23 protein-coding genes and 1 pseudogene are annotated in these 26,190 nt (G+C 46.6%); 9 read left to right on the forward strand and 15 right to left on the reverse strand.

Annotated features, from left to right (window positions below):
* Positions 1 to 11 precede the first annotated feature (11 nt).
* The gene (locus VC28_RS05550; protein WP_049629773.1) at positions 12 to 641 is read right to left on the reverse strand and encodes a DUF4230 domain-containing protein; all 630 of its coding nucleotides are present in this window, start codon (positions 639 to 641) and stop codon (positions 12 to 14) included.
* A gap of 137 nt (positions 642 to 778) precedes the next feature.
* Here VC28_RS05550 and pabB point away from each other — a divergent pair, with 137 nt between their 5' ends.
* The 3 genes from pabB to VC28_RS05565 are packed head-to-tail and all read left to right on the forward strand — an operon-like array spanning position 779 to position 5,094.
* The gene (gene pabB, locus VC28_RS05555; protein ID WP_049629774.1) at positions 779 to 2,212 is read left to right on the forward strand and encodes an aminodeoxychorismate synthase component I; all 1,434 of its coding nucleotides are present in this window, start codon (positions 779 to 781) and stop codon (positions 2,210 to 2,212) included.
* A gap of 39 nt (positions 2,213 to 2,251) precedes the next feature.
* Positions 2,252 to 3,004 (forward strand): dienelactone hydrolase family protein, encoded by a 753-nt coding sequence (locus VC28_RS05560; RefSeq protein WP_049629775.1) that lies wholly within the window; start codon positions 2,252 to 2,254, stop codon positions 3,002 to 3,004.
* Positions 3,005 to 3,039: 35 nt separating this feature from the next.
* On the forward strand, positions 3,040 to 5,094 hold the full coding sequence (locus VC28_RS05565) for a M13 family metallopeptidase (RefSeq protein WP_049629776.1): 2,055 nt from the start codon (positions 3,040 to 3,042) through the stop codon (positions 5,092 to 5,094).
* A gap of 102 nt (positions 5,095 to 5,196) precedes the next feature.
* Here VC28_RS05565 and VC28_RS05570 read toward each other — a convergent pair whose 3' ends face one another.
* Together VC28_RS05570 and thrH are read right to left on the reverse strand one after the other, a co-directional pair.
* The gene (locus VC28_RS05570) at positions 5,197 to 6,528 is read right to left on the reverse strand and encodes an MFS transporter (protein WP_049629777.1); all 1,332 of its coding nucleotides are present in this window, start codon (positions 6,526 to 6,528) and stop codon (positions 5,197 to 5,199) included.
* Between the two features lie 196 nt (positions 6,529 to 6,724).
* The gene (thrH, locus tag VC28_RS05575; RefSeq protein WP_049629778.1) at positions 6,725 to 7,342 is read right to left on the reverse strand and encodes a bifunctional phosphoserine phosphatase/homoserine phosphotransferase ThrH; all 618 of its coding nucleotides are present in this window, start codon (positions 7,340 to 7,342) and stop codon (positions 6,725 to 6,727) included.
* Positions 7,343 to 7,515: 173 nt separating this feature from the next.
* Between thrH and VC28_RS05580 the strand changes: the two genes are divergently transcribed.
* Entirely contained in the window at positions 7,516 to 8,241 is a 726-nt protein-coding gene (locus VC28_RS05580; protein WP_049629779.1) for a phosphoadenylyl-sulfate reductase, read from the forward strand.
* A gap of 23 nt (positions 8,242 to 8,264) precedes the next feature.
* Here the strand turns inward: VC28_RS05580 and VC28_RS05585 are convergent, their stop codons facing one another.
* The 4 genes from VC28_RS05585 to VC28_RS05600 all read right to left on the reverse strand — a co-directional run bounded on the left by VC28_RS05585 (position 8,265) and on the right by VC28_RS05600 (position 11,470).
* Positions 8,265 to 8,849, reverse strand: coding sequence for a hypothetical protein (locus tag VC28_RS05585; RefSeq protein ID WP_156184289.1), 585 nt, complete (start codon positions 8,847 to 8,849; stop codon positions 8,265 to 8,267).
* Between the two features lie 150 nt (positions 8,850 to 8,999).
* On the reverse strand, positions 9,000 to 9,776 hold the full coding sequence (locus VC28_RS05590; RefSeq protein ID WP_049629781.1) for a ferredoxin--NADP reductase: 777 nt from the start codon (positions 9,774 to 9,776) through the stop codon (positions 9,000 to 9,002).
* Positions 9,777 to 9,785: 9 nt separating this feature from the next.
* Entirely contained in the window at positions 9,786 to 10,724 is a 939-nt protein-coding gene (locus VC28_RS05595) for an FAD-binding protein (protein WP_049629782.1), read from the reverse strand.
* Complete coding sequence (locus VC28_RS05600) at positions 10,721 to 11,470, reverse strand: electron transfer flavoprotein subunit beta/FixA family protein (protein WP_049629783.1); 750 nt, start codon at positions 11,468 to 11,470, stop codon at positions 10,721 to 10,723. The genes VC28_RS05595 and VC28_RS05600 overlap by 4 nt, the downstream gene beginning before the upstream one ends.
* A 114-nt stretch (positions 11,471 to 11,584) precedes the next feature.
* On the opposite strand from VC28_RS05600, the gene VC28_RS05605 reads away from it, so the two are divergent.
* Entirely contained in the window at positions 11,585 to 12,511 is a 927-nt protein-coding gene (locus tag VC28_RS05605; RefSeq protein WP_049632194.1) for a LysR family transcriptional regulator, read from the forward strand.
* 11 nt (positions 12,512 to 12,522) lie between these two features.
* A complete protein-coding gene (locus tag VC28_RS05610) occupies positions 12,523 to 14,175 on the forward strand; it encodes an electron transfer flavoprotein-ubiquinone oxidoreductase (protein ID WP_049629784.1) in 1,653 nt (550 codons plus the stop codon).
* Between the two features lie 21 nt (positions 14,176 to 14,196).
* On the opposite strand, the gene msrA is transcribed toward VC28_RS05610, so the two are convergent.
* The 7 genes from msrA to VC28_RS05645 form a co-directional block, all read right to left on the reverse strand.
* On the reverse strand, positions 14,197 to 14,838 hold the full coding sequence (gene msrA / locus VC28_RS05615) for a peptide-methionine (S)-S-oxide reductase MsrA (protein ID WP_049629785.1): 642 nt from the start codon (positions 14,836 to 14,838) through the stop codon (positions 14,197 to 14,199).
* 80 nt (positions 14,839 to 14,918) lie between these two features.
* Positions 14,919 to 16,007, reverse strand: coding sequence for a protease SohB (gene sohB, locus VC28_RS05620; RefSeq protein WP_049629786.1), 1,089 nt, complete (start codon positions 16,005 to 16,007; stop codon positions 14,919 to 14,921).
* Positions 16,008 to 16,064: 57 nt separating this feature from the next.
* Positions 16,065 to 16,718 carry a hypothetical protein gene (locus VC28_RS05625; protein WP_049629787.1) on the reverse strand — a complete coding sequence of 218 codons (654 nt, stop codon included), beginning with the start codon at positions 16,716 to 16,718 and terminating at the stop codon, positions 16,065 to 16,067.
* Between the two features lie 49 nt (positions 16,719 to 16,767).
* Positions 16,768 to 17,634 carry an NAD(+) diphosphatase gene (nudC, locus tag VC28_RS05630; RefSeq protein ID WP_049629788.1) on the reverse strand — a complete coding sequence of 289 codons (867 nt, stop codon included), beginning with the start codon at positions 17,632 to 17,634 and terminating at the stop codon, positions 16,768 to 16,770.
* A 2-nt stretch (positions 17,635 to 17,636) separates the two neighbouring features.
* Entirely contained in the window at positions 17,637 to 19,340 is a 1,704-nt protein-coding gene (locus VC28_RS05635) for a hypothetical protein (RefSeq protein WP_049629789.1), read from the reverse strand.
* Positions 19,341 to 19,432: 92 nt separating this feature from the next.
* Positions 19,433 to 20,143, reverse strand: a complete 711-nt coding sequence (gene dnaQ / locus VC28_RS05640; protein ID WP_049629790.1) for a DNA polymerase III subunit epsilon — start codon at positions 20,141 to 20,143, stop codon at positions 19,433 to 19,435.
* Positions 20,144 to 20,164: 21 nt separating this feature from the next.
* Positions 20,165 to 21,022, reverse strand: a complete 858-nt coding sequence (locus VC28_RS05645; RefSeq protein ID WP_049629791.1) for a methyltransferase domain-containing protein — start codon at positions 21,020 to 21,022, stop codon at positions 20,165 to 20,167.
* 155 nt (positions 21,023 to 21,177) lie between these two features.
* On the opposite strand from VC28_RS05645, the gene gloB reads away from it, so the two are divergent.
* The 3 genes and pseudogenes from gloB (at position 21,178) to VC28_RS19515 (ending at position 25,141) form a co-directional block, all read left to right on the forward strand.
* Positions 21,178 to 21,972 (forward strand): hydroxyacylglutathione hydrolase, encoded by a 795-nt coding sequence (gloB, locus tag VC28_RS05650; protein ID WP_053094159.1) that lies wholly within the window; start codon positions 21,178 to 21,180, stop codon positions 21,970 to 21,972.
* Positions 21,973 to 22,251: 279 nt separating this feature from the next.
* Positions 22,252 to 23,808: a lytic transglycosylase gene (locus VC28_RS05655; protein ID WP_049629792.1), complete on the forward strand. Its 1,557-nt coding sequence runs from the start codon at positions 22,252 to 22,254 to the stop codon at positions 23,806 to 23,808.
* A gap of 126 nt (positions 23,809 to 23,934) precedes the next feature.
* Positions 23,935 to 25,141, forward strand: a pseudogene (locus tag VC28_RS19515) (IS3 family transposase).
* A gap of 40 nt (positions 25,142 to 25,181) precedes the next feature.
* Here the strand turns inward: VC28_RS19515 and ttcA are convergent.
* Positions 25,182 to 26,084 carry a tRNA 2-thiocytidine(32) synthetase TtcA gene (ttcA, locus tag VC28_RS05670; protein WP_049629793.1) on the reverse strand — a complete coding sequence of 301 codons (903 nt, stop codon included), beginning with the start codon at positions 26,082 to 26,084 and terminating at the stop codon, positions 25,182 to 25,184.
* Between the last annotated feature and the right edge of the window lie 106 nt (positions 26,085 to 26,190).

The following is a 26,190-nucleotide window of genomic DNA, read 5'->3' on the forward strand; positions in this document are numbered from 1 at the left end:
GTTCCTTGTTTTTATTTTGTGTGTTCGTCAGTAGTGACGTGCAGGGTTTTTAGGGGTTCTAAAATTTTCTCATGCTCCAACTGCCAGCCTACCGAGGCGCAGAGTTGTTGCATCATTAATTGCAGCTGCTTGTGTGCGATCTGCGGCAAATCGCTTTCCATCGCTTTTTCTTGCATGAGTTTTTTTGCTTCAGCCAGAATTTCGGTGAAGTCTTCATTATCAAATTTATTCAGCACACCCTGGTTGATGTCATAAAACTTGTAATCGGTATCGATGGACAGAATTTCCGGCGCGGCAAACTGTTCAATCACCAGAGTGCGCGAATTGTGGTCGCGGCGAAATTTCATTTTGGCGAAATCGTAACCGACGGCAACTTTGGCTTTTGCAACCACCAGCGCTTTGCTATTGGTTTTGAAGATGCCAAAAAAATCGCGCTTGGTGTTGTGATCATAAATTTCGGTGAAGTAGCCTTCCGCCAGCACCACTTTAAATACTTTTTCGATCCGCTCCAGCAGCACATGCGATTCTGTGCTGACATCCTGCACGGGGCGTTTGAACTTTTTGTTGTAGTACCAACTGAGGCCTTGCCAGGTAGCAACACCACCAATCAGCATTGCGAAGGTAAATAAAAGAACATCCATTGGGCGATTCCTTAACCTGTTAAAGCAGCATTAGAGCAATGCAGCTTAAACGGGCTTGGCACCAAAGTCTATTTGCCGAAGGCTGGCAATCATGGGGTAGAATGCTAGCCCCGTAACGGCGCTGACCATCAGATTCCATGCCCAGATTCCTTGCTGAAAAGCTCCGCATTATTCCGCTTGTTTATCAACCTAAACCGGCGTTCTGGTTTGCTGCCGTGCGCCATTTGCCTTACGCGGTGTGGCTGGATTCTGGCCGCCCTGCGAGCCACTACGGCCGCTTCGATATTGTCTGCGCCGCGCCGCAACAAGTGCTGATCACTAAAGGCGAGCAAACCCGTATTAGCGACCATACCGGTAGCTGCCGCAATTCAAGCGACGATCCGTTTTATATCCTGCGCGATTTACTCGGTAATCACGAAAACCAAACTCATCCGACCCTGCCATTTATCGGCGGCGCTGTGGGTTATTTTGGCTATGACCTTGGTCGCCGTCTTGAAGTGTTGCCTGCGCTGGCTGCCGATGACATCGCCCTGCCCGACATGCATATCGGCATTTACCCTTGGGCGATTATTCAGGATCACGAACAGCAGACGGCATCATTAGTGATTAATGAAGCGCTCAGCGGCAGCTTGGAAAGCGCTTATAACTTTTTGGAAATCGAGCAGCTGTGCTTGAATGCATCGCAAAAACCGATGTTTCACGATTTAAAGCAATTCATTAAAACTGATAAAAACTCATTTAAAATCAATTACTTTCAAAGCAATCTTAAAGTGGATGAATACCGGCAGGCACTGACCCGCATTCAGGAATACATCCGCGCGGGCGATTGCTACCAAGTCAATTTTGCCCAACGGTTTAGCGCTGACTATAGCGGCGATCCGTTCGTTGCCTACCTCGCCTTGCGCGAGGTACTGCCCTCACCTTTCTCGGGATTTATGCAGCTGGAGACCGGCGCGGTGCTGAGTTTATCGCCCGAGCGATTTATTCAGGTACGCGGCACACAGGTGGAAACCAAGCCAATCAAAGGCACTATCAAGCGCGGCACCACCGATCAAGAAGACATCGCCAACGCCCAATGGCTGCAAAACAGCCAGAAGAACCGCGCCGAAAATGTGATGATCGTTGACCTGCTGCGCAATGATTTAAGTAAACACTGCACGGACGTGCGTGTGCCCGCGCTGTGTGAACTGCAAACCTTTGCCAATGTCCATCACTTGGTCAGCACAGTAACCGGCCAGTTAAACGAAGGCGCAACGGCAATTGATGTACTGCGTGATGCCTTCCCCGGCGGCAGCATTACCGGCGCACCGAAAATCCGCGCGATGGAAATCATTGAAGAATTGGAACCCACACGCCGCTCGCTGTATTGCGGCAGCTTGGGCTATATCAGTGCCGATGGCCAAATGGACACCAGCATTGCAATACGCACACTGGTCTGCGATGGCAACAAGATCCATTGCTGGGGCGGCGGCGGTATAGTTGCCGATTCTGAAACCGATCAGGAATACCGCGAATCCATCGCCAAGGTACAGGTATTAATGCAAACACTGGAACAGCAATTTAAACACTAATCATCAAAAACAAATTACAACATCTCCGAGGAGCATCTGATGTTAATTCAGAACCATCAAGTCGATTTGAATACTCCCACCGGCGTAATGCGCTGTTATGTGTATCACCCGAAAGACACCACCGAACCCGCCGGCAAAAAATTCCCCGCCATTATTCTTTACTCCGAAATTTTCCAGCAGACCTCACCTATTCGCCGCAGCGCACAAATTATGGCGGGGCACGGTTTTATTGTGATTGTTCCGGAAGTGTTTCATGAATTAAATCCTATCGGCACGGTATTGGGTTACGACGATGCAGGCCGCGATAAAGGCAACGCGGATAAAGTTGCAAAATATTTGGAAGCACACGATACCGACACCCAAGCGATGATCGATTACGTGCAAACGCTGCCCTATTACTCGGGAAAAATCGGCGCGATGGGGTTTTGTCTGGGCGGTGGTTTGGCTTACCGCGCAGCGATCCATCCGGCCATTTCGGCAACCAGTTGTTTTTATGCAACTGATATCCACTCCGGCCTGACTCCATCACAACCGGGTAATGAAAGTTTGACGCGCACGGGTGAAATCAAAGGCGAGCTGCAAATGATCTGGGGCAAACAAGACCCGCACATTCCGCCCGAAGGCCGCGCAAAAGTGTATGCCAACCTGGTTGCCAATAACGTGAATTTCACCTGGCATGAAGTGAACGGTGTGCACGCGTTCATGCGCGATGAAGGCGACCGCTACGATGCCGAATTGCAATTGTGGGGCTACCAAACTGCACTGGGCATGTTCAAGCGCGCGCTCTACTGATTTAACGTTCATCACAACCATTCAAGGAAATCGCAATGAAAAAAATGACCGCAATCGCGCTGGGTATTTCATTAGCGCTCGGCGTTAGTTCGTGTAGCAACAATTCCCCTTCAAGTGAAACATCGCAAAACGGTAGCGCATTAGGTTCAGGAATTGACTTGAGCAGCATGGATACCAGTGTTGCACCGCAGCAGGATTTTTTCCGCTATGTAAACGGAAAATGGTTGGAGAACACCCAAATTCCTGCCGATAAAGCACGCTGGGGCAGTTTTGATGCGCTCGCTGAAAATGCAGAGAATGATGTACGCGCGATGATTCAATCACTCGCAGCGACTGAACAGCCTGCGGGCTCAGACGAACAAAAAATTGCCGATCTGTATAAATCGTTTATGGATGAGGTATTAATCGAACAATTGGGATTATCACCACTGAAACCTTATTTGGCGCGAATCGACCAACTCAAAAATCACGCTGATCTAGCATTGCTGTGGGGAGAGTGGCAGCCTTACGGGACCGGTACGCCGATTGAGTTATATATCGATCAGGATGATAAAAACTCCGAGCAATACATTACTGGAGCGTATCAATCCGGCTTGGGCTTACCTGACCGTGAATACTATTTAAAAACCGATGCCCAATCCGTTGAGTTGCGGGGCAAATACCAGAAGTACATCGAGCAATTATTCACACTAGCCGGTGAAAAAAATCCAACGCAAGCAGCCGCGAATGTTGTTGCGCTTGAGAAAAAAATTGCCGCTATTCACTGGACACGCGTGCAAAACCGGGACCGCACCGCTACCTACAACAAAATGACGCTGGCAGAGCTGAACAAAGCGGCACCAGGTTTGAATTGGAACCGTTTTTTTGATGCAGCCCAGCTTGGCAATATCGATGCAGTGGTCGTTAACCAACCCACTTATGTGAAAGCATTTGCCCAGTTGCAGGCAAAAATTCCGTTAGCGCATTGGCAGCAATATTTAACCTTTCATGTGTTGAATAATGATGCCGGAAATCTAAACAAAGCATTCGTCGATGCCAACTTTGATTTTTATGGCAAAACATTGAGTGGTATTCAAGAGCAACGCCCACGTGAAAAACGCGCCGCTAAATTAGCCGATACGCAGTTGGGCTTTTTAGTCGGCAAGAAATATGTTGAGCAACAATTCAAGCCAGAAGCCAAAGCGCGCATGGATTTGATGATTGAAAACTTGCGCAAGGCTTACTCACAATCAATTGAAGAACTCACTTGGATGAGCCCGGAGACCAAACGCCAGGCCCAAACAAAACTCGCCAAATTCAACACCAAAATTGGTTATCCGGAAAAATGGCGCGACTACAATTGCGTCACCATCAACGCCAAAGAATTGGTCGCCAATTTGCGGCGCAATGCAATCTGTGAACAAGAGCGCGCCATTGCGCGCTTGGGCAAACCGGTAGACCGCACCGAGTGGGCAATGACACCGCAAACGGTCAACGCCTATTACAACCCGAGCATGAATGAGATCGTATTTCCTGCAGCCATTTTGCAACCGCCGTTTTTTAACGTCGCTGCAGATGATGCCGTTAACTATGGCGCAATTGGTGCAGTGATCGGCCATGAATTCACTCACGGTTTTGACGACCAAGGGCGACATTCAGATGGCGACGGTAATTTGCGCGATTGGTGGACAGAAGAAGATGCGGCGCAATTTAAATCGCGCGCGCAATTAATGGTTGATCAATACAGCGCCTACAACCCGATTGATGATTTGCATTTACAGGGCGCGCTCGGTTTAGGTGAAAACATTGCAGACCTTGGCGGTGTTACACTCGCCCATCGCGCCTACAAAAATTCATTGGGCGGAAAACCCGGTAAAACGATTGATGGATTTACCGCTGAGCAACGCTTTTTTATGGGCTGGGCACAAGTATGGCGAATCAAATACCGCGATGAAGCCTTACGCCGCCAAGTCATTAATGGGCCGCACTCACCGGGTGAGTATCGCGTACTGGGGCCACTGTCGAACATGACAGAGTTCTATGAAGTCTATGGCGTTAAACCGGGTGATGGAATGTACCGCGATGAAAAAGTGCGTGTGAAAATTTGGTAATTGCGGATATAAGTTTGATAAGCAAGAAGGTTTTATAGAAAAGTAGAGATAATCCGCTCGCGTTACATTAAAACGCGAGCGGATTTTTTTTACGCGACAGGATTATTTTTTCCAACGTTTTATTTTGTGGCCTTTAGCGGCATAGAACAAAATAAATAAATAAGCAGGCAGCGCAATAATATAAGCCGACTGACGCCCCACCTCTTCATGTGAAGCCAGCGTATTTAATAGCACCGGCAAAATTCCTCCACCGGCAATTGCCATCACCAACAGCGCTGAACCAGTGCCGGTTAAACGGCCCAATCCACTTAATGCCATTGGCCATACTGCGGGCCAGACAATCGCATTTGCCAAACCCATCATGGCAATAAATACCAATGTATTGGGCAGTGCAGGCAAACCAAACGGAACCAATAACACATCAGCCAGCGCAGTGGATTGATTATCGCCAAACACAATTGCAAGGCTGAGCAAGCAACCTAAAACAGCAGATACCAATAACGCGTTGGCCTGGCTGATAAAACGCGGAATCAGTGAAATCCCCAAGCCATAACCTATCAGCATAAATGTCATGGTAAATGACGTAAGTGATGTGTAATTTTCGTAACCGATACTGCGACCATAGGAACCAATGGTATCGGCTGCAATAACTTCAACACCCACGTAAAAAATCAGTGCAAACACACCCAACACCAAATTGGGGTGCGCCAGTGACTCTTTAAAATGAAAACCGGAATCGCGCACCTCGCCTGCATCTTCGGATTCAAGATTTAACTCAGGTAATGATGATAACTTCACTATGAGTGCCACCGCCAAAATACACAGTGCCATACCCAGATAAGGCAGAATCAGGCTGCCAGCCATCGCTTTTCTTTCTTCTTCTGTTGGTGTTGAACCAGCGTGGCTCATACCTGACAAAATCAATGCGGTGAACATCATGGGCGCAACAATACCTGCGCCTTTGTTCAACATTCCCATCACGCTGATGCGCACCGCGGCTGATTCTTCCGGGCCAATTTTTACTACGTAAGGATTCACCGCCGTTTGCAGCAACGTAAGGCTGGCACCCATTAAAAATTGCGCCAACAAAAACAGCTCAAAACTGTGCGCCATTGCTGCAGGAATAAAGGTCAGTGCCGCAAGTGCCATTCCCACCAACCCGAGCGCCATACTATTTTTATAGCCAACACGCGCAATGAGCGAAACAGAGGGAATAGCCACCAACGTGGAGGAAACATAAAACGCAAATAAAATCAGCGATGCGTGAACCGGGGTCAGGGTCAGCACTTCTTCCAGATACGGCATTAATGAGCCATTAAGCCAAGTGACAAAACCCAAAATAAAGAACAGCCCTGCAACGAGAGCCAAAGGAATAAATTTTCCACCGGGTGATGTGGTCACTACAACAGGTGTAGCTTGAGTTGATGCATCCATTATTGATTACCTCTTATTCACTCCATAAAAGCCGGAGTTATCGTTATTGAAAAAACGGTTAGAGGTTCTGTTGAGCTATTTATTATTTGCCTTGAGGCTTTTTTATTAAAAACGGTAGTGGTGTTTAACGTATTACATTTTCAAAATACGCGCTCGACTTATATCGAGTATCGAGCGCGTTTTACATTACACAGAATTACAGACTTAATTCGCGATTACTCGCTTTGATGAATTCTTTCTTCAAGTCTTCGTAAGTGTGTACTGCAGGGAATTGCGGGAATTGATCGATCACGTTTTGTGGTGCATGGAACAAAATACCTTGATCCGCCTCGCCCAACATAGTGGTGTCGTTATACGAATCACCAGCGGCGATCACACGATAGTAAAGGGTTTTCAGAGCCAATACTGATTGGCGCTTTGGATCTTTCTGGCGCAAGGTGTAACCAGCCACCATTCCGCGCTCATCAACATTCAAACGATGGCACATGAGCGTAGGGAAACCCAATTGACGCATCAGTGGTTGTGAGAATTCGTAGAAAGTGTCTGACAAAATGATTACCTGAAAACGCTCACGCAACCAATCCACAAATTCAACGGCACCATCCAGCGGCTTGAGGGTAGCGATTACATCCTGAATTTCTTTCAGGCCCAACTTGTGCTCTTCCAGAATACGAATGCGTTGCTTCATCAATACATCGTAATCCGGAATGTCACGGGTGGTGGCTTTCAGTTCTTCGATACCGGTCACTTTGGCGAATTCGATCCAAATTTCAGGGACTAATACACCTTCAAGGTCCAGACATGCAATTTCCACAACAACCTCCAAAACGGTTAATAAACAGGCGATTTCGCCCTAAAAAGAGTCGCGGCAATCTACCTGTTTTGATTCGGTAAAGCAAACCTCGGAAGGCCTGTTGCTTGGGCTGGATGCCTTGCTCTGGTATCCTGACGGCCATACCAAACACCGTAATACCGTGAGTAGCCCTTATGACCGATAACCAGATAAACCTTATCGACCTGGATGCCAAATTCCAGCAAGAAAGCCCGCAGAAAATCATTAAGTACGCCCTGAGCCAATTCGACAATATCGCTATCTCATTCAGCGGTGCAGAAGATGTTGCACTGATTGAAATGGCGCGCAACTATCGCCCGGATGTGCCCGTGTTCTGCCTGGACACTGGCCGCTTGCATGCGGAGACTTACCGTTTTATCGAAAAAGTCCGCAAGCATTACGGCATTAAAATTGATGTCATCTCGCCAGATGGCGAAGCAGTACGTCAGTTAGTTCAGGAAAAAGGTCTTTTCAGCTTTTATGAAGACGACCACAAAGAATGTTGTGGCATCCGTAAGATCGAACCCTTGCGCAAAAAATTACTGACGCTGGATGCGTGGATCACCGGCCAACGCAAAGACCAAAGCCCTACCCGCGCTGAAATCCCGGTAATTCAGGACGATAAGTTATTCGCACGCCCCGGTGAAAAACTCACCAAGTTTAATCCGCTGTCGAATTGGTCATCCAAAGAGGTTTGGGATTACATCCGCATGTGTGAAGTGCCGTACAACGAATTACATGAGCGCGGCTTTATTTCAATCGGCTGTGAGCCTTGTACTCGCCCGGTTTCGCCGGGGCAGCATGAGCGCGAAGGCCGCTGGTGGTGGGAAGAAGCCACTAAAAAAGAATGTGGCCTGCACGCGGGGAATGTGGAGCAGTAATGTTTTCAGCTGGAGATGCGCTCTCAGGGCGTATCTCCTTCTACCAGTTGCAGTGGTTTTAGATAGGTTTCTGATGCAGGGATATTACGGATACGTTTGAAACTGGCATACAGTTTTTGGTGGAATCCGCACAGATACGCGACAGTCGCATTCAATACCACAATAAAGTTTTCCAACTCTGTGAGTTGGCATGGCACCAATTCAAGATTCTCTGTTTCCTGGCGCTGCAAGCGCATAACACTTCCCTCTTTCGCCTCTAGCTCCGGCACCCAATAAGAGCGTATCCATTCGTTGCGCTGGTGCTCACAGCTATGACAACGCTCTACCAAGGCAATCAATGTTTGGTTCAGCGCGCCCAACTCCTGCACGCTGTGCCGCGCGCGGATCAACTCATCCATTAGCGATATTTTCTGGGTGAAAGGAATACTCTCCAGCAGCAATGCATTCAGCGAGGAAGATTCATCCTGGCTACAGGTGATTAATCCATCCACACCTTTCTCCAAGGCTCGGAAAGAGACGACGATTTGCCCCAATGCTTCATATAACCGGGTTTTATTTGCGTTATGGACACTGCTATTGCCAGTAAAAGTACCGCGGATCATGTACATCTATGCCTCAGGTCGATGTTTGCCAACCCTCAATCGCGCTTTCACGCTGGGTCAGTCTTATTTACCTTGGCATTAAACACACACGACAAATTAGATGGAATGACAGCATATTACACGGGCAAGATCCCTATGCCCGACAATGGCAAAAACCTACTTTTCCACAAACGCCCGTTCGATAACATAATCCCCGGCAATACCAATACGCGGAGAGACAATCAGCCCTGCCTTATCCAACAATGCACAGGTGTCATCAAGCATTGCCGGGCTACCACATAACATGGCGCGGTCATGGGCAGGATCAAACGGCGGCAGGCCAATATCGACAAACAATTTTCCATTTTCGAGAAGATCGGTGAGCCTTCCCTGATTGATAAATGGCTCGCGGGTAACGGTGGGGTAATAAATTAATTTCTGCTTTGCCTCCTCACCCAAAAATTCGTTTTCCAATAATTCACGGGTAATAAAATCGCGGTAGGCCAAATCATTTACGTGCCGCACACCATGAACCAGAATAATTTTTTCAAATTTTTCGTACATGTCCGGGTCCTGAATCAAACTGATAAAGGGCGCGAGGCCGGTGCCTGTCGATAAAAAATAGAGATGCTTGCCGGGTTTTAAATCGGATAACAATAAGGTTCCGGTCGGTTTCTTGCCCACCAAAATATCATCCCCCACTTGAATATTTTGCAGGCGCGAGGTGAGTGGTCCGTTCGGCACTTTAATACTGAAAAATTCCAGATGCTCCGCGTAATTTGGACTTGCAATACTGTAGGCACGCAATAATGGTTTACCATCAACCTCTAAACCAATCATGACAAATTGGCCGTTTTCAAAGCGGAATGAATCATCACGCGTGGTGGTAAAACTAAACAAGCTTTCGTTCCAGTGCGTTACCGATAACACTTTTTGTGTGTTTACTGCACTCATAAAAATCCCCTAGTGTTGCGCTAATGCTTCATGAAGCTCTGGCAAAGTGGTAAACAAATCCGCCACCAAACCGTAATCGGCATATTTAAAAATGGGCGCATCAGGATCATGATTAATCGCCACAATTGTTTTGCTATCTTTAATACCTGCCAAGTGCTGGACCGCACCGGAAATACCGACTGCAATATATAAATCCGGTGCGATAATGGTGCCCGTCTGCCCCACTTGTAAGTCGTTCGCGGCAAAACCTGCATCAACACATGCGCGTGTTGCCCCTATAGCTGCATCCAATTTTTCAGCCAGTGGGTTTAGCAATTCATCAAACTTTTCACCCAGGCTGCGCCCACCAGCGATCACCACTCGTGCCGAATGTAATTCGGGGCGATCTGAATGAGTAATCTGTTCACTCAGCCAATAGCTTTTGTGTTGTGCTGCAGGCACTTGTATATCGATACGTAGCGCAACCGTATTTTCTTGCGTTTGTGCTGCGCGAAACGCGGTAGCACGAACACTGACAAGCTGGATGGGTTCGTGATTTTGAATTCGCGTAATAATATTTCCCGCGTAACCAGGGCGAACATAGGTTGCATTTGCTTCGATTGCGATGACATCGGTAATCGCAGCTACATCCAATCGCGCGGCAATTGCAGGCAACACACTTCGCCCAAAACTGGTGTGCGCTGTGATGATGTGTGTGTAATGACGGCCAATACTGAATGCCAATTCAATAACATCTTCCACGAGTGGGTGTGAGAAATGCGTAGCTTGGGCGACCAACACGCGTGCAACATTATTTATGCGCAACACGTTGCTGCTAACAGCATCCACTTGATTTCCGTACACCAATACATCAATTGGTAAATTCCACGCTGCAGCGGCAGTGATTGCCTGAAGGCTGGATACTTTTATTTGATCGCCATCGATTTCAGCCAATACTAAAACGCTCATATCAACACCTCCGCACGACGTAATTTTTCTACCAGTTCTTGTACATTACTAACCTGTACTGCACCCGGTTTGTTTGCAGGCTCACTCGCAGTAAGCACAGTGAAACGCGGAGCAAGATCAACACCTAATTCGTGTGCAGAAATAATTTCAATTATTTTCTTTTTCGCCATCATCAAATTAGGCAGCTTGATAAAACGCGGCTCGTTCAAACGCAAATCTGTGGTGATGACGGCGGGCAAGGTAAGACGAATAGTTTGGGTTCCTTTTTCAATTTCACGGATGACATCAACATGCCCTGCTTCCAGTTGCAATCCGGATGCAAACGTCCCTATGCCCACACCCAACAACGCGGAGAGGATCTGACCTGTCTGTCCATAGTCTTCTCCAACTGCTTGCTTACCCAGAAAAATCAGTTGTGGTTGCTCGCGCTCCACAATGGCTTTCAATAATGTTGCTACCGCAAGTGGTTGTGGTGAGGCGCTGGTTGCTATCAACAAAGCGCGATCAGCCCCCATTGCATAGGCATGACGCAAGCTGTCTTTGGCATCATCACCACCAATAGAGACAGCAATAATTTCATTCACTTTGCCCTGCTCTTTTAAACGTACAGCCTCTTCAAGAGAAATTTCGTCAAACGGATTCACCGCCTTTTTGACCTGGGCGATATCAACCTGCCCTGTTGCAGGATCAATATTGGGTTTTACGTTGTAATCGACAGCGTGCTTGATTGCGACCAGTGCTTTCACTTTCAGTCTCCAGTGAGCGGTTGCTCAGTAAAGGATTGGTTGATGTCCAGTCTATTTCGCGCTAGCATATTTGTTAAATTGATAATTCATATTTTATATATCCGAGAAATCGATATGAGATATACACTGCGCCAACTGGAAATCTTTGTCGCCATCGCCCGCACCGGTAACGTTTCCCGTGCCGCAGAAGAGGTTTCCCTCTCCCAATCCGCTGCCAGTACCGCACTGGCGGAACTTGAGCGGCAATTCGATTGCCAATTGTTTGATCGCAATGGCAAGTTGCTGAAGCTCAATGCACTGGGTAAATCACTGCTGCCCGTCGCCAGTAGCCTGTTGACCCAGGCTGCAGAAATTGAGCATTTACTGGAAGGGAAATCATCGCTCGGAGATTTAAGCGTAGGGGCGACACTGACGATCGGGAATTATCTGGCGATCATGATCATCAGCGAATTTATGCAGAACCATCTGGATTGCCATATCGCGCTACAAGTAAAAAATACCCAATCGATTTTGCAGCAGATCGCGGGTTACGAATTGGATTTAGGACTTATTGAAGGCAGCTGCCATCATCCTGAATTGCAGGCCGAGACCTGGATTGAGGATGAACTTGTTGTGTTCTGCTCGCCCTCACATCCGCTAGCAAATCAGGATATCGCGAGTATTGAAGCACTATTATCGGCTACCTGGATTTTGCGCGAACAGGGTTCAGGCACACGTGAAACTTTCGATCAGGCATTACGACATCATCTACCGGAATTAAAAATTCGCCTGGAGCTCGAACATACCGAGGCAATCAAGCGCGCGGTTGAATCAGGCCTTGGTGTTGGCTGTGTATCCCGCCTTGCAGTTCGCGATGCATTCCGGCGCGGTAGTTTGGTTGAAGTGAAAACGCCCATGCTCGATTTGCGCAGGCAATTTATGTTTGTCTGGCATAAAAACCGCTATCAAACGCCAGCCATGATTGCGTTTTTAGAATATTGCCGTTCACTGACTGCCAATATTCAACGCAGTGACCAAATACATTTAACTACCACGATATAAACGAGCCGGTTATGACCCAACGCGATCAAATGCACTACGATGTTGTCATTGTTGGCACAGGCCCGGCAGGACTTTCCGCCGCTATACGTTTAAAACAACTTGCAGCGAAAAAATCGCAAGAGCTGAGTGTATGCGTTTTGGAGAAAGGCGCAGACATTGGGGCGCATATAGTATCGGGTGCCGTGATTGATCCTATCGCACTCAATGAATTAATTCCGGATTGGAAAAACAAAAACGCCCCAATTACAACACCGGTCAAACAAGATCAATTTTTATGGCTGTCTGAAAAAACACATTTCAATATTCCCTCTGCACTTTTACCTCCATTAATGAACAACCATGGCAATTATATTGTGAGCCTTGGACAGGTATGCCGTTGGTTGGGTAGCCAGGCAGAAGAACTGGGTGTGGATTTGTTTCCCGGATTTAATGGCAGTGAAATTCTGTACGCTGATGACGGTAGCGTGAAAGGTGTCATTACCGGCGATATGGGCATCGCACGCGATGGAAGCCAGAAAAATACCTTCTCTGCCGGTATTGAATTACATGCACGCTATACATTAATTGCTGAAGGCACTCGCGGTTCACTCGCAAAATCGCTGGAACAAAAATTTAATCTACGTGCGAACGCTGAACCGCAAAAATACGGATTGGGCTTTAAAGAAATATGGAGTATTGATCCCGCACACCACAACGAAGGGGCTGTATTACATACGCAGGGCTGGCCACTGGATAACCGCACCGGAGGTGGTGGATTTTTATATCACCTGGCAGACAACAAAATCGCGCTTGGATTTGTAGTGCATTTGAATTACCAAAATCCTTACTTAAATCCGTTTGAAGAATTTCAACGATTCAAAACCCATCCAGCCATAAAACCCTTATTGGAAAACGCAAAACGGCTTTCTTATGGCGCTCGTACAATTAATGAAGGCGGTGTGCAATCACTGCCCGAACTGGTGTTTCCCGGGGGGGCACTGATTGGATGCTCAGCAGGTTTTGTAAATGTTCCTAAAATTAAAGGCTCTCACAATGCAATGAAATCTGGAATGCTTGCGGCAGACGCTATTATCGATGCATTTGCACAAGAACAATACGAACCGCTCCTGAAAAGTTACCCTGAAAAAATTCGCGCATCATGGCTCTGGAAAGATTTATATGCGGTACGCAATATCAAGCCCGCTATATCAGCATGGGGCAATATTGCCGGGACATTATATGCTGGTATGGATTTGTGGCTGCATTCTTTGGGCTTAAAACTGCCCTGGACATTGCAACACCACAAAGCAGATCACGAATGTTTAATTGCCGCAGAAAAGGCGACGCGAATTCATTATCCTGCTGCGGATGGTAAAATTACGTTTGATCGTTTGTCGTCAATTTATTTATCGAATCTTTCCCATGACGAGGATCAACCTGTCCATCTACAACTGACAAACCAACAAATACCGATAGATTACAACCTGTCAATCTATGATGCGCCAGAACAGCGGTATTGCCCCGCTGGGGTATATGAAATTATTGAAAAAGACAGCGTTACACAACTACAAATCAATGCAGCCAACTGCGTTCACTGCAAAGCCTGTGACATTAAAGATCCAACACAGAATATTCGGTGGGTGCCTCCGCAAGGAGGCAGTGGCCCTTATTACGAAGCAATGTAAATTCTTTGGGGGCACAAACAGCTAAGCGCCGTCAGCATAACAAACACCCGTGCCGCCCAACCCGCAGTACCCCCCCGGATTTTTATGCAGGTATTGTTGGTGATAGGTTTCTGCATAATAGAATGCGCTGGCGGGTAAAATTTCAGTGGTTATCTCTCCGATATTCTTTTCATTCAATGCTGACTGATAAGCCGTTTTTGTCTGTTCAGCCAATTCGCGTTGTGCATCGTTAAAATAATAAATACCCGAGCGATACTGGGTGCCACGGTCATTACCCTGGCGCATTCCCTGAGTTGGATTATGCGATTCCCAAAATACTTTTAATAATTTTTCCAGCGACGTTGCGTTAGGATCAAACACCACTAGCACAACTTCATTGTGCCCGGTTAAACCACTGCACACCTCTTCATACGTTGGATTAGGTGTGTAGCCTGCCGAATAACCGACAGCTGTCGTGTAAACGCCTGGTTGCTGCCAAAATTTTCTCTCAGCGCCCCAAAAACACCCTAAACCGAACAGGATTTTTTCACTGCCCTCTGGAAAAGGAGCTTTGATTGGAACATTTTTTACCGCATGGCGGTTTTCAACAATTAATTCATCCTCCCGCCCTTTGAGTGCATCAGCCGGGTCGGGCATTTGTAGTTTTGTGAACGAAAAAGCCATAGTGATTGCCTCCGCACATATCAATAAAATGTCATCGCACAAATAAAAACGGTGCCATCGGCACCGCTTTGTTACGCATTCTAAAACCAGCGGCTTATATTGAGCCGTTCCCACCACGTCATTAACAACCTATCTACCGCCGCTTGTGCCGCAAAGCCTAATTTTTCGGGTAAGGTCTTTTTGTAGGTAAACTCAACTTCGTAAATATCGGCAGACTCTGCCTGGGCAAATAAATATTCATCACTTGTTTGAAGTTCATCAATCAAGTTAACGTCTTTGGCTCTGGAGCCGAACCATACTTCACCAGTCGCAACTTTTTCTACATCAACTTGCGGGCGATGGCTGCTGACAAATTCCTTGAACAATACATGGGTATCTTCAAGCTCTTCTACAAATTTGGCGCGCCCCTTTTCAGTATTTTCACCAAACATAGTGACAGTGCGCTTGTATTCACCTGCCGTAAACATTTCATAATCAATATCGTTTTTCTTAAGCAACTTATGAAAGTTGGGCAGTTGGGCTAGTACGCCTATAGATCCAAGAATAGCAAAGGGAGCCGCTACGATTTTATCGGCAACACAGGCCATCATATAGCCGCCACTGGCTGCCACTTTGTCCACGCAAACGGTTAATGGAATTTTCTTATTGGTGATGCGCACCAGCTGACTAGAAGCTAAACCATAACTGTGAACCATGCCGCCACCACTTTCTACTTTTACCACAATTTCATCCGTAGGCTTGGCTAGTGTGAGAACAGTGGTAATTTCCTCGCGCAAGGATTCCACTTCAGATGCTTTAATATCTCCATAAAAATCCAGCACAAAGATACGTTTTTTTGCTGATGGTTCAGATTCAGCACTAGAAGTGTCTTCTACTTTTGTTTTGGCCATCTCTTTAGCGGCTTTTTTCTTTTGCGCTTTTTCTTCTTTTAAACGCTTTTTTTCTGCTTTTTCAAACTCTTTGTATTCATCATCGTCAAGCATGGCATCGCGCAATGAATCGCGTAGATGATCAAATTTTTCATTGAGTTTCGCAACCTCGATGTGGCCTTTATCTGACTTTTTTGTACGGCCACCCATAGAGACTGCTAGACTAACAATGACAAAAACAGCAATAACAAATGTCAGCGTTTTCGCAAGAAACAAACCGTATTCTGATAAAAATTCCAATGGACAACTCCATACAACGTTTAATTGATAATCGATGAAAACAATATAAGGTGAAACTTAATTAAATTCTGCAACCGCCTCGCGTGCTGCATCATTCATTGGACGCGCCACTAATCCGGTATTGGAAAGACTGACCTGAAATAAAGCACCGTCCCGCATAGGCAAGTAAGTGGCTGTACCGTAAACCGCATCAATTACGGGCACCCACTCCGGGTGAGAATTAAATAGTTTCCACAAATCAATGCCGTATAAGCTTTCGTTGACTGCATATGCTGTGCGTTTGGCTGTGGTTTCCTGCTCAATATCGTAATACCGCCCACTTAGGCGTTCGAGGCGGAATGCAGGCTTAATTCCAAAAGTGGCCAAATATCCTTTCCATTTAACAATACGTGCATCCAATTGCCACTGATCACCACGCAGTTCAACGCGTTGTTCCTTGCCATCTTTATCAGAGAGCACGGCAATAAAATGTTGATTTTCAATCTTGTCAAAGTTAATAGTCGCAACAACCTGTTCTTGCAGTACTTGCTTGTAGCTGTAGACATCATATGCTGCCAATGCGACAAAAGTGGCGACGAGTAATAACGCCAACCCAAAAACGCCACGACAAAACCCTACAAACCAAGACTTTTGCCAAAGCACACTCACAGCTTTGTAAGCGATATAAAGTGCAATTAATCCAATCAAAAAAGTCAGCAAGGTAAAAATCATAATGTCCTACCTGTTTTCAAGGTTGTTATTATTTATGTGAATCATTGCGTTATGTTGTGGAGGCGCGTTGAATGCGGGCGACATAATCAGCAATCAATTGTCCTGCTACACTAGCGCCTGCGGGTATCTGAGGCAACTGATCGTAACGGAACCATTTCGCATCCACAATTTCGGTTGGATCTATTTGAATCTCGCCTGCTTCATATTCAGCAAAAAAGCCCAGCATTAATTGGCTCGGAAACGGCCAAGGTTGGCTGCAAAAATAACGAACCTCGCCAACCTGTAAACCAACTTCTTCCAGAACCTCACGTCGGACACATTCCTCAACGCTCTCACCTGCTTCGACAAAACCGGCCAATGTTGAGTATACAATCCGCGTTGCACGTTTGTGGTGAGCGAGTAATATCTGTTCTCCACGCGTAACCAGCACGATCATACAGGGCGATATGCGGGGGTAAAAGCGCAGATTGCAAGCATGACAGACCTTTGCACGATCAATCGTATCTTCCTGTGTTGGTTTTCCACAACATCCACAAAAGCGATGATCATAAAACCATTGCGCAATTTGCAATGCACGTCCAGCCAATTGGAAGAAATCAGGAGACAGTAATTCCAGCTGGGAGCGCAACCCAAGCCATTGAAAACCAGTGGGTAAAGCGATGTTTGCCACCACCCTTACCCATAAGTCATCGCCATTCAGCACACCCAGATAATGTTCGCTGATTATCGATTCAGAGAGCACTTCAAAAGAGCTTTGATCGACAATACACAGCATACTGTTGCTGTCGCATAATAATTGGGTACAGCGATACTGTTCTGTTATCGCCACCAAAATAAAGCGCCGGTCACGGTGAGTAGCCGGCACCACTGATGAGGCATGAAACTCAAATGACGCGAGGGAAAAGCGGGAAGACATGTTTAGAGGTTATACCCAAGTGCCTGCAAACTTTCTTCTGCAATTTGCAACACAGCCGTGTCTGCGTTTTTATCCAGTTTGATGGCATCAAGATAATATTCAAGGCTGATAACGGCATCTGCAAATGTTTCCAATAGATGTTGCACGGCCGGATGCTGTTCGGATGCCAGCAAATCTTCATCAACAAAACGCATACAACCTGCCAACACATTAGCCGCACGCGATAGGCCTAACAAAAACATACCACCGCGCACTGAATCCAATATGCCGGGAATATTGCGGATATGACCTTTGTCGTAATTAGATTCGGCAAATGCGGTCAGTGCGCGTTTTACCATCGCCAGACCGGCTTCAGCCTCATCGATAACAATCTTTTCCGCTTCCGCAATTTGGTTATTCGCCATGGCTGCATCGCGCGATAACGCATTGATCTGCGCAACTTTGTCGTCTGACAGGTTTGCGTTATTTAACCCTGCAATAGTGCTTTCTACATAGAGCAATGTATCAGCGACAACCAATAATTCATCAGGCGTTACCGGAGTATGATTGGCTTGCCATTGTGCAATTTTTTCAATCTCCAGTTTTAAGCTGTTACTTGGCGCAACCAAACCGACTATCGATAAAATATCGGCCACTTTTTTCAAGGTTTCCAACAGCTCGGGAGATTCGCTGAGCAACTCTGCCCCGCCTTGCGCTGCACGCTCAAGAATATTTTTTGTGCTGTGTAACTCGTCTGTTAACACCGCAACCATAGAACTAATCGTGTTGGCACTGGGACCATTGAGAAATTCCATTTCCCGCGCGAGCTCTGCCTCGGTGTAGGATAATGGTTGAACACCGTAGGCATTCAAAACTTGAATAGACTGTTGTTGTTCGGAATGGGAAAGCGCCAGTAAATACAATAATTCTTTTTGTAGTCCAGGTTCCACTTCACGAGCCAGTACTGCACTGCCTTCAAATTGAAAACGTTTAATTTCACGCTCAATTGCACTGAACAGCATTTTTCGGCTTTTACTGATACGCATATTTTTTTCAGCAATTGCACCAACAGTAGCACTGCTTAACCACCAAAAATTACTCAGCGGTTTTCCGGCAGAGGCCGATTCCAAACGCTGCAACGCACGAGTCATAATGCCCAAAGATGCTTTGGTTTGAACATTTTTTAAAACATTTAACAAACCAGTTTGGTACATGTGGCGCAAACGGCGCACCAACACCGCAAGGTCTTCTGGCTGCTGTGCACCAACAGCCAATTCACGGCTGGCTTTAATGTTGGGCAAATTATAAAAATAACTTTCGGGTAAAGGTGCCGCCTTACGAGCCATACGCAATTCATTGATATGGGGAATCAATAACATTGCCATGCTACGTGCAGTTTGTGTGCAATATTCCAGATAGCGCGGCAGGATAAAAAAGCTTGCAGTCAACAGCTCTAACTTTGAATCCGTTTTATCATCATCACCCAGCGTAATATCGGTAATGTGAGTAACCAGCTCTTCTGCCAATAAATCAACGCCGCGCAATTGGATCAAACTGAGTATGCCTCGAATTTGCTTGATCCCATCGATACAATTTTGTAACAGCTCACCGTTATTGCGGTCTTGGGCAAATTGTTCGAGCCGGATAGCAGATTGCTCAATGGTTGCAACCAGCTCGTCCTGAACCATTTTGAGGGAAGCAAGATTTAACGTTTCGGTTGTGCTCACAGTGTTTGTCTCATATGGGTTAACGCAAGCTTAAGCATGGCTTGCACAATCTGGGTAAGTCACATTGACTCTATACCATGTTTGGCTTTATTTCATCGCAACCAGACACAATTATCGCCACTACTTTTGGCGATTGCGGCGAGTTTTTGTTCATGTGCGACCAGTTCCTCTTCATTCGCCAACACAACCGGTAAAGGTTTGCGGTCAGGAGCAAGACGCCGTATCTCATTTTGCCCTTCGGTACCATCTTCTTTTGATTGGTTGCCACCCAGTGAAAGCGCTGTTTGGCCTCCCGTCATCAATAAGTAAACATCAGCCAAGATTTCGGCATCGAGTAATGCGCCGTGCAGCTCTCGTTGGGAGTTATCAACACCGTAACGCTTACACAATGCATCGAGGTTATTTTTCTGGCCCGGGTGCTTGGCTCTTGCCATCAAAAGCGTATCGACGACATGACAGCGATCAGTAATGCTGCCAAATCCCGGCCGCAGTAAATTGAGTTCGTAATTGATAAAGCCGATATCAAACGCGGCATTGTGAATAATCAATTCTGCATCGCCCACAAACTGCAAAAATTCATCTGCAATACGTGCAAACACGGGTTTATCTTCCAGCATTGCATTACTGATTCCATGCACCGCTTGCGCGCCTGCGTCTATTTCCCGTTCTGGATTTATATACTGATGATAGTGCCTACCCGTGAGACGGCGATTCATTAACTCAACGCAGCCGATTTCGATAATTCTGTGACCTTGGGATGTCTCAAGACCGGTAGTTTCAGTATCCAGAACAATTTGACGCATAGGGTTTATACCTTTTATTTATTAACGCAAAAGCCATGAACGCATGCCAATATTCGCACTGGGTGCTGGCCCGAGAATTCGGGTTACTGCAAGCCCCCGCAGAGGGCGATAACGTTGCCACTTTGGTTTGATTGGCATGAGAGGAATATGATCTTTACGTGCAACCACCATATAAAATCCCCCCCAAGGCAAGTGCAGCCTTTTACCCCAGGGTTCAAGCCAATGCAAATGTTTGATGGCACGCTCTTGAGCCAAGGGGGGGCGAAAAAAGCCCCTGTAAATAGCAATTGGCTCCATATCGACTAACTTAAGCCAATCCAGTAATCGCCCGAGGCGAAGATATTGGAATCGCCATCGTGGTTTTGATGTGACTATGCGAGCCAGACTTGCGCAAATTCCCCATAAACTAAAGGGGTTAAATCCAATGATAATGATGTGGCCACGCGGAATGATAGTTCGGCTAACCTCACGCAACAAATGATGTGGGCTTTGGCTGTAATCCAGACTGTGATGCAAAACAACAGCATCAATCGACTCGGATGCCAAGGGCAGATGGTTAAAATCAGCAAGTGCTCCCAGCTTTGAATTTTCCTCTACGCGCGGGTGCAATATAAAGTGGTGTGAAATACGGCTTGATGCCGTCAAATTGAGTTTTCCACTAATACCCAACTGCAGCAAGTGATAGCCAAAAACACATTGTAGACCATCATCTACCGCCTCCTGCTCCTCTTTCAGCAACGCCTGCCCAAGAGGGGTTTCAAACCAGTGACTGAGATCCTCAACCGACTCCCGCATAGGCAGAACACCAAAGCGCTTTCGCACGAGTGCTGCAATGCGAATCCACAAGCGATGTGGTGTTTTGACTAGCTTGCGATGCATATTCTCTTCATCCCAATGCAGAGCGTTGTTATAGGGTCAACACAATCTAACACATGCAGCCGTTACTAACCGCTGTCACGCAACGGCAAAGTGGCGCGGCTAATACGCACTTTGACAGCGTAGAATAGCGTAAGTAAATAAAGAGGCCTGACCAAGTGACCACTATTACCCCGATACCTGCACTGGATAGCAATTACTTCTGGATAATTCGCCCTGATGTAAATGACAGCACTGTGTATGTAGTCGATCCTGGTGATACTGCAGCCGTTATCCATTATTTGGATAAACATCAATTAGAGTTAGCAGGAATATTGATTACTCATCGCCACCGCGATCATACCCAGGGTATCGCTGGGCTACTGGAATACAGGAATGTGCCTGTCTATGGCCCACAAGTGGAATCCATACCTTGGGTTACCCACAGCCTATATGGAGGGGATCAAATTACACTCAAGGGTGTAGAGTTCACCGTACTCGCCGTTCCGGGGCACACCTGGGAACATATTGCCTACTTTGCTCACCGTGAAGAAACACCGCTTTTATTCTGTGGCGATGCGCTTTTTGCCGGCGGCTGCGGGCGAAGGTTTGATGGCACGGCTGACATTATGTGGGAATCACTCATGAAGCTGGCATCGCTTCCTGATAACACCCTTGTTTATTGTGCGCATGAATATACGGAGGCAAATCTCGAATTTGCTCTCGCGGTTGAGCCTGATAACAAAGAGCTGGAGCTGCGCCTGACAGAGGTTAAACATTTGCGGTTACAGCACGCAATAACACTTCCCTCGACTATTTCGGTGGAAAAACGAACAAATCCATTTTTGCGCTGTCAACAAACTGGCATCAAAAGCTTCGTAGAAAACAGGCTTGGACAGAAATGCTCGGCAGCGGCAGATGTCTTCGGGGGGCTTCGTTTAATCAAAGATTACTGGCCCAACCCGATCAAATAATAGACGAAACAAAAGCCCAATTAGCTCTCAATAGACCTGTGACGGGCTGCCCTTATTCCACATTAAGCATTGACCCGATAGATAGCAGCACCTAAAATTCGAAATCCGCAGCCCCAGGGAGGGCCAAGGTAATCACTAAATAGCCGCTATTTGTGATAAAAATAGGATGAAAATCCTAATTTATACGCTTAATCGCAGAATAAGAATGGCAAAAAATCAACTGCCTTTTTCATCTGGTAAGCAATCTGACCATGAAAAAGCAATACTGAAAGTGACCCTATGAAACCTCAAAACCGCTCCCTGCTGTTGCCCTTTTGTCTTTGTTTGTCGCTATTGCTCATGTTGGCCGGCTGTAGCAGCTTGAACAACCCTAAAGAGCCTGTTGCAGATGCCATACCTGCTGATGTCCAGCATGTAGAGCCGGAAGAAAGCCCCTTGGGAGCCAAACTACGCGAACATACCGGCGATTACGGCAACCTGTGGGACGAGATTACAGACGGGTACAATTTCCCGGAAATCAGTGACGCAAAAGTCGATAAAAATCTTCGCTGGCTCTCCAATAACCAACGCTATCTCGATCGGGTAACGGAACAAAGCAAACCCTATCTTTATTATGTTGCCAACGAGCTGCGTGAAAATGGCCTTCCGATGGAGCTCGCATTGCTTCCGATTGTCGAGAGCGCCTACGACCCCTTCGCTTCCTCACCGAGCAAAGCCTTGGGTGTCTGGCAATTTATGCCTCACACAGGCCGGAATTTTGGACTCAAACAAAATCACTGGTATGACGGTCGCCGCGACATAGTCGCTTCTACCGACGCAGCCGTTCGCTACCTCAAACGTTTGAATACGATGTTTGATGGTGATTGGTTATTGACTATTGCCGCTTACAACGCCGGAGAAGGAACTATCCGCCGTGCAATTCAACGCAATCGCAAACAGGGCAAAGGAACTGATTTTTGGTCGCTGCCCCTATCGCAACAGACCCAGTCATATGTTCCACAACTGTTAGCCTTGTCAAAAGTCATTGCGAATCCGGAAAAATATGACTTGGAACTGACAGAAATTCCCAATAATCCCTATTTCACTACTGTCAACGTAAGCTCACCTATTGATCTAGCCCAAGCCGCGCGTATGGCAGATATCAACCCCAAAGATCTTCGCAATCTTAACGCGGGTTACAATAAATGGATCACTGATCCAACAGGTCCACATCAATTGCTGGTTCCGGTGGCTGATGCAGCGCAATTCACACTCAGTCTGGATAAATTACCCAAGATCACACCGATTCAGGTCGCTGGCGATTACAAAGTAAAGTCTGGCGATACACTGGGTGCTATTGCGAAACGTTTCGGAACCAGCGTTGCAGCAATCCAATCCGCTAACAATTTGAAAAATACCCAACTGAAAATTGGTCAGAGTTTGAGCATTCCTGGACAAGCCCCTATGGATTCCCCATATGCAATCCAGGCTGAACAAGAAATTGCACAGCGTAAGCAAAAAAATACCGGCACTTATTACACTGTTGCATCAGGTGATAGCTTTTGGACAATTGCACGCAAGAATAAAACGACCGTCAATAATTTATTAAAATGGAATGAGTTGTCGGCAAATGCCAAATTAAAACCTGGGCAAAAATTACTAGTGCTCAACAAGACAACCGAACAAAAAGACGGCAACAAAATTACTTATCAGATCAAAAGCGGCGATACGCTACATAAAATCGCAAACAAATTTGATGTATCCAAAAAAGACATTTTGAGCTGGAACAAAGTGAAAAATGAAAGCTACATTCATCCCGGGCAAGAGCTAACGATTTATTTGAGTGCAAAAAACTAATTGTTTGGATAAAAAGCAAATAGTTAGAAAATAAAAAAAGCCTGATGTTTAATCAGGCTTTTTTTATTTGGCTGACTCGTCCTGAATAAAGTTGACACTTTTCTACTCTCTACTGAGGAAAGTGTTATGAATCCCGTTATTAAACGCACCCAGCGTGATTACTCTCTCGCCTTTAAATTGGCTCTTGTCGATCAAATCGAAAAAGGAGAGATGACTTATAAACAAGCCCAGTCTCGCTACGGTATACAAGGCAGATCTACAGTCTTGTGCTGGCTGCGCAAGCATGGTCAACTGGATTGGTCATTAGGTTTACCAGCAAAAGGCCTCCTCATGTCCGATAATCCTCGCCCTCAAACGCCAGAACAGCGCATCAAAGAACTGGAACAGCAGCTCGCTCTAACCCAACAAAAGCGGATTTTTTCGAAGCGGTGGTTGATGTACTCAAGCGCGACTATGGAGTCAGTGTGGTAAAAAAGCCGCACGGAACATCATCCAAACGAAAACGTTAGCGGGTTTATCCGTTGTCCGTGGTTGCCAGCTACTCGGCATCAGTCGGCAAGCCTGGTATCAACAATGTAAGCGGGTGCGACAACGAGAAGTGCACACGCAGATACTCCTTGATGCGGTGCAGCGTGAACGTGCATTACAACCCTGCATCGGAACGCGCAAACTACAGCGCTTGTTACAACAATCCGCATTGGTTGTGGGGCGAGATCGACTGTTTGCTTTGCTGCGCGAACATCGCCTGCTGGTTCCCACCAAGCGGGCTTATCACAAAACAACGCACAGCCATCATCGCTTTCGCAAACATCCCAATCTTCTGAAGCCTGGTGAACATCAAGTGATTCCGCAACGACCAGAACATGTTTGGGTGGCTGACATTACCTATTTACCCGTGCATCAGGGCGAGGCCTATTTGAGTTTGGTGACCGATGCCTATTCGCGCAAGATTGTGGGGCATTGCGTCCATGACAATCTGAAGGCTGAGTCAGTAATCGGTGCGTATAAACAAGCACTACAGCAGCGACGCAGTGGTGATGAGCTCATCCACCATTCAGATCGGGGTATTCAGTATTGTTCAGCGCAATACCAGAAATTGCATTATCAATACGGTGTTCATTGTTCGATGACGGATGGTTACGACTGCTATCAAAATGCGCTGGCAGAGCGTGTGAATGGTATTTTGAAAAGTGAGTTTTTGATAAGGAAACCTAGGGATCTTGCAGAAGCAAAAGTGATGGTGGCCGAGTCGATTCGGATCTACAACGAACGTCGTCCGCATCTATCCCTGGAATACAAAACGCCCGATGAGGTGCATCGGGCGTTTGGATAAATCAGTGTCAACTTATTTCAGGACTGGACAGGCTACAGAATCAATGTATGTCCAAAACATCTACATATTGCACGCCAGAATCCGAAGATTTGAACTGCGGTGTAATACTGCAGGAGTCATCCACATCATCAGGTTGCGCTGTTTTATTCATTTCGAGATCAATAAAGTTAAACAGATTTAAATCAGCTAATTGCGATGGTTGCACGTTACGAATAGCCGAAAAGATAGTCTCTGTGCGCCCCGGAAATTGTTTCTCCCATTGCTGGAGCATCTCCTTCACTACCTGACGCTGTAGATTCTCCTGTGAGCCACACAGGTTGCATGGGATTATGGGGAACCCCTTCATTTCTGCAAATTGTGCAATATCTTCTTCGGTACAATAACTAAGCGGGCGAATAACGATATTACGCTTATCATCAGATAACAACTTCGGCGGCATTGCTTTTAGTTTTCCGCCAAAGAACATATTCAAAAACAGGGTTTCGATAATATCGTCCCGGTGGTGCCCCAGTGCAATTTTCGTAGCGCCAATTTCATCAGCAAAACCATACAAAGTCCCCCTACGCAAACGTGAGCAAAGTCCGCAAGTCGTTTTTCCTTCTGGAACCACCTCTTTGACGATACTGTAAGTATCGCGCTCGATAATATGGTACGGCACCCCAACCTGCTCCAGATATTGCGGTAGAACATGTTCGGGAAAACCGGGCTGTTTTTGATCCATATTGACCGCAACCAACTCAAATGAAATGGGGGCGGTTTTTTGCAAACTCATCAAAATATCCAGCATGGTGTAAGAGTCTTTACCACCCGATAAGCACACCATCACCTTATCGCCATCCTCGATCATGTTGTAATCAACAATTGCTGAGCCCGTAAGGCGGCGCAGACGTTTCTGTAGCTTGTTGAATTCGAGGCGATCTTTGCGTTCGTGTAGCTCTTTCATGGACTTAAAACTCGTGGGAAAACAGGGATATCAACGGCATTGCCGGCGAGCGGCGCATTGTACGGATTTTGCGCGTAAGTTGAAATCAATCGCGCATGACGCGGCA

Origin of the sequence: Cellvibrio sp. pealriver (genome assembly GCF_001183545.1) — a bacterium.
Lineage (GTDB): Bacteria > Pseudomonadota > Gammaproteobacteria > Pseudomonadales > Cellvibrionaceae > Cellvibrio.

Excerpts from the sequence above, each read along its gene's own strand:
- VC28_RS05550 (WP_049629773.1), bottom strand. The coding sequence starts at position 641 with ATGGATGTTCTTTTATTTACCTTCGCAATGCTGATTGGTGGTGTTGCT.
- pabB (WP_049629774.1), top strand. The coding sequence starts at position 779 with ATGCCCAGATTCCTTGCTGAAAAGCTCCGCATTATTCCGCTTGTTTAT.
- VC28_RS05560 (WP_049629775.1), top strand. The coding sequence starts at position 2,252 with ATGTTAATTCAGAACCATCAAGTCGATTTGAATACTCCCACCGGCGTA.
- VC28_RS05565 (WP_049629776.1), top strand. The coding sequence starts at position 3,040 with ATGAAAAAAATGACCGCAATCGCGCTGGGTATTTCATTAGCGCTCGGC.
- VC28_RS05570 (WP_049629777.1), bottom strand. The coding sequence starts at position 6,528 with ATGGATGCATCAACTCAAGCTACACCTGTTGTAGTGACCACATCACCC.
- VC28_RS05580 (WP_049629779.1), top strand. The coding sequence starts at position 7,516 with ATGACCGATAACCAGATAAACCTTATCGACCTGGATGCCAAATTCCAG.
- VC28_RS05585 (WP_156184289.1), bottom strand. The coding sequence starts at position 8,849 with ATGTACATGATCCGCGGTACTTTTACTGGCAATAGCAGTGTCCATAAC.
- VC28_RS05590 (WP_049629781.1), bottom strand. The coding sequence starts at position 9,776 with ATGAGTGCAGTAAACACACAAAAAGTGTTATCGGTAACGCACTGGAAC.
- VC28_RS05595 (WP_049629782.1), bottom strand. The coding sequence starts at position 10,724 with ATGAGCGTTTTAGTATTGGCTGAAATCGATGGCGATCAAATAAAAGTA.
- VC28_RS05605 (WP_049632194.1), top strand. The coding sequence starts at position 11,585 with ATGAGATATACACTGCGCCAACTGGAAATCTTTGTCGCCATCGCCCGC.
- VC28_RS05610 (WP_049629784.1), top strand. The coding sequence starts at position 12,523 with ATGACCCAACGCGATCAAATGCACTACGATGTTGTCATTGTTGGCACA.
- msrA (WP_049629785.1), bottom strand. The coding sequence starts at position 14,838 with ATGGCTTTTTCGTTCACAAAACTACAAATGCCCGACCCGGCTGATGCA.
- VC28_RS05625 (WP_049629787.1), bottom strand. The coding sequence starts at position 16,718 with ATGATTTTTACCTTGCTGACTTTTTTGATTGGATTAATTGCACTTTAT.
- nudC (WP_049629788.1), bottom strand. The coding sequence starts at position 17,634 with ATGTCTTCCCGCTTTTCCCTCGCGTCATTTGAGTTTCATGCCTCATCA.
- dnaQ (WP_049629790.1), bottom strand. The coding sequence starts at position 20,143 with ATGCGTCAAATTGTTCTGGATACTGAAACTACCGGTCTTGAGACATCC.
- VC28_RS05645 (WP_049629791.1), bottom strand. The coding sequence starts at position 21,022 with ATGCATCGCAAGCTAGTCAAAACACCACATCGCTTGTGGATTCGCATT.
- VC28_RS05655 (WP_049629792.1), top strand. The coding sequence starts at position 22,252 with ATGAAACCTCAAAACCGCTCCCTGCTGTTGCCCTTTTGTCTTTGTTTG.
- ttcA (WP_049629793.1), bottom strand. The coding sequence starts at position 26,084 with ATGAAAGAGCTACACGAACGCAAAGATCGCCTCGAATTCAACAAGCTA.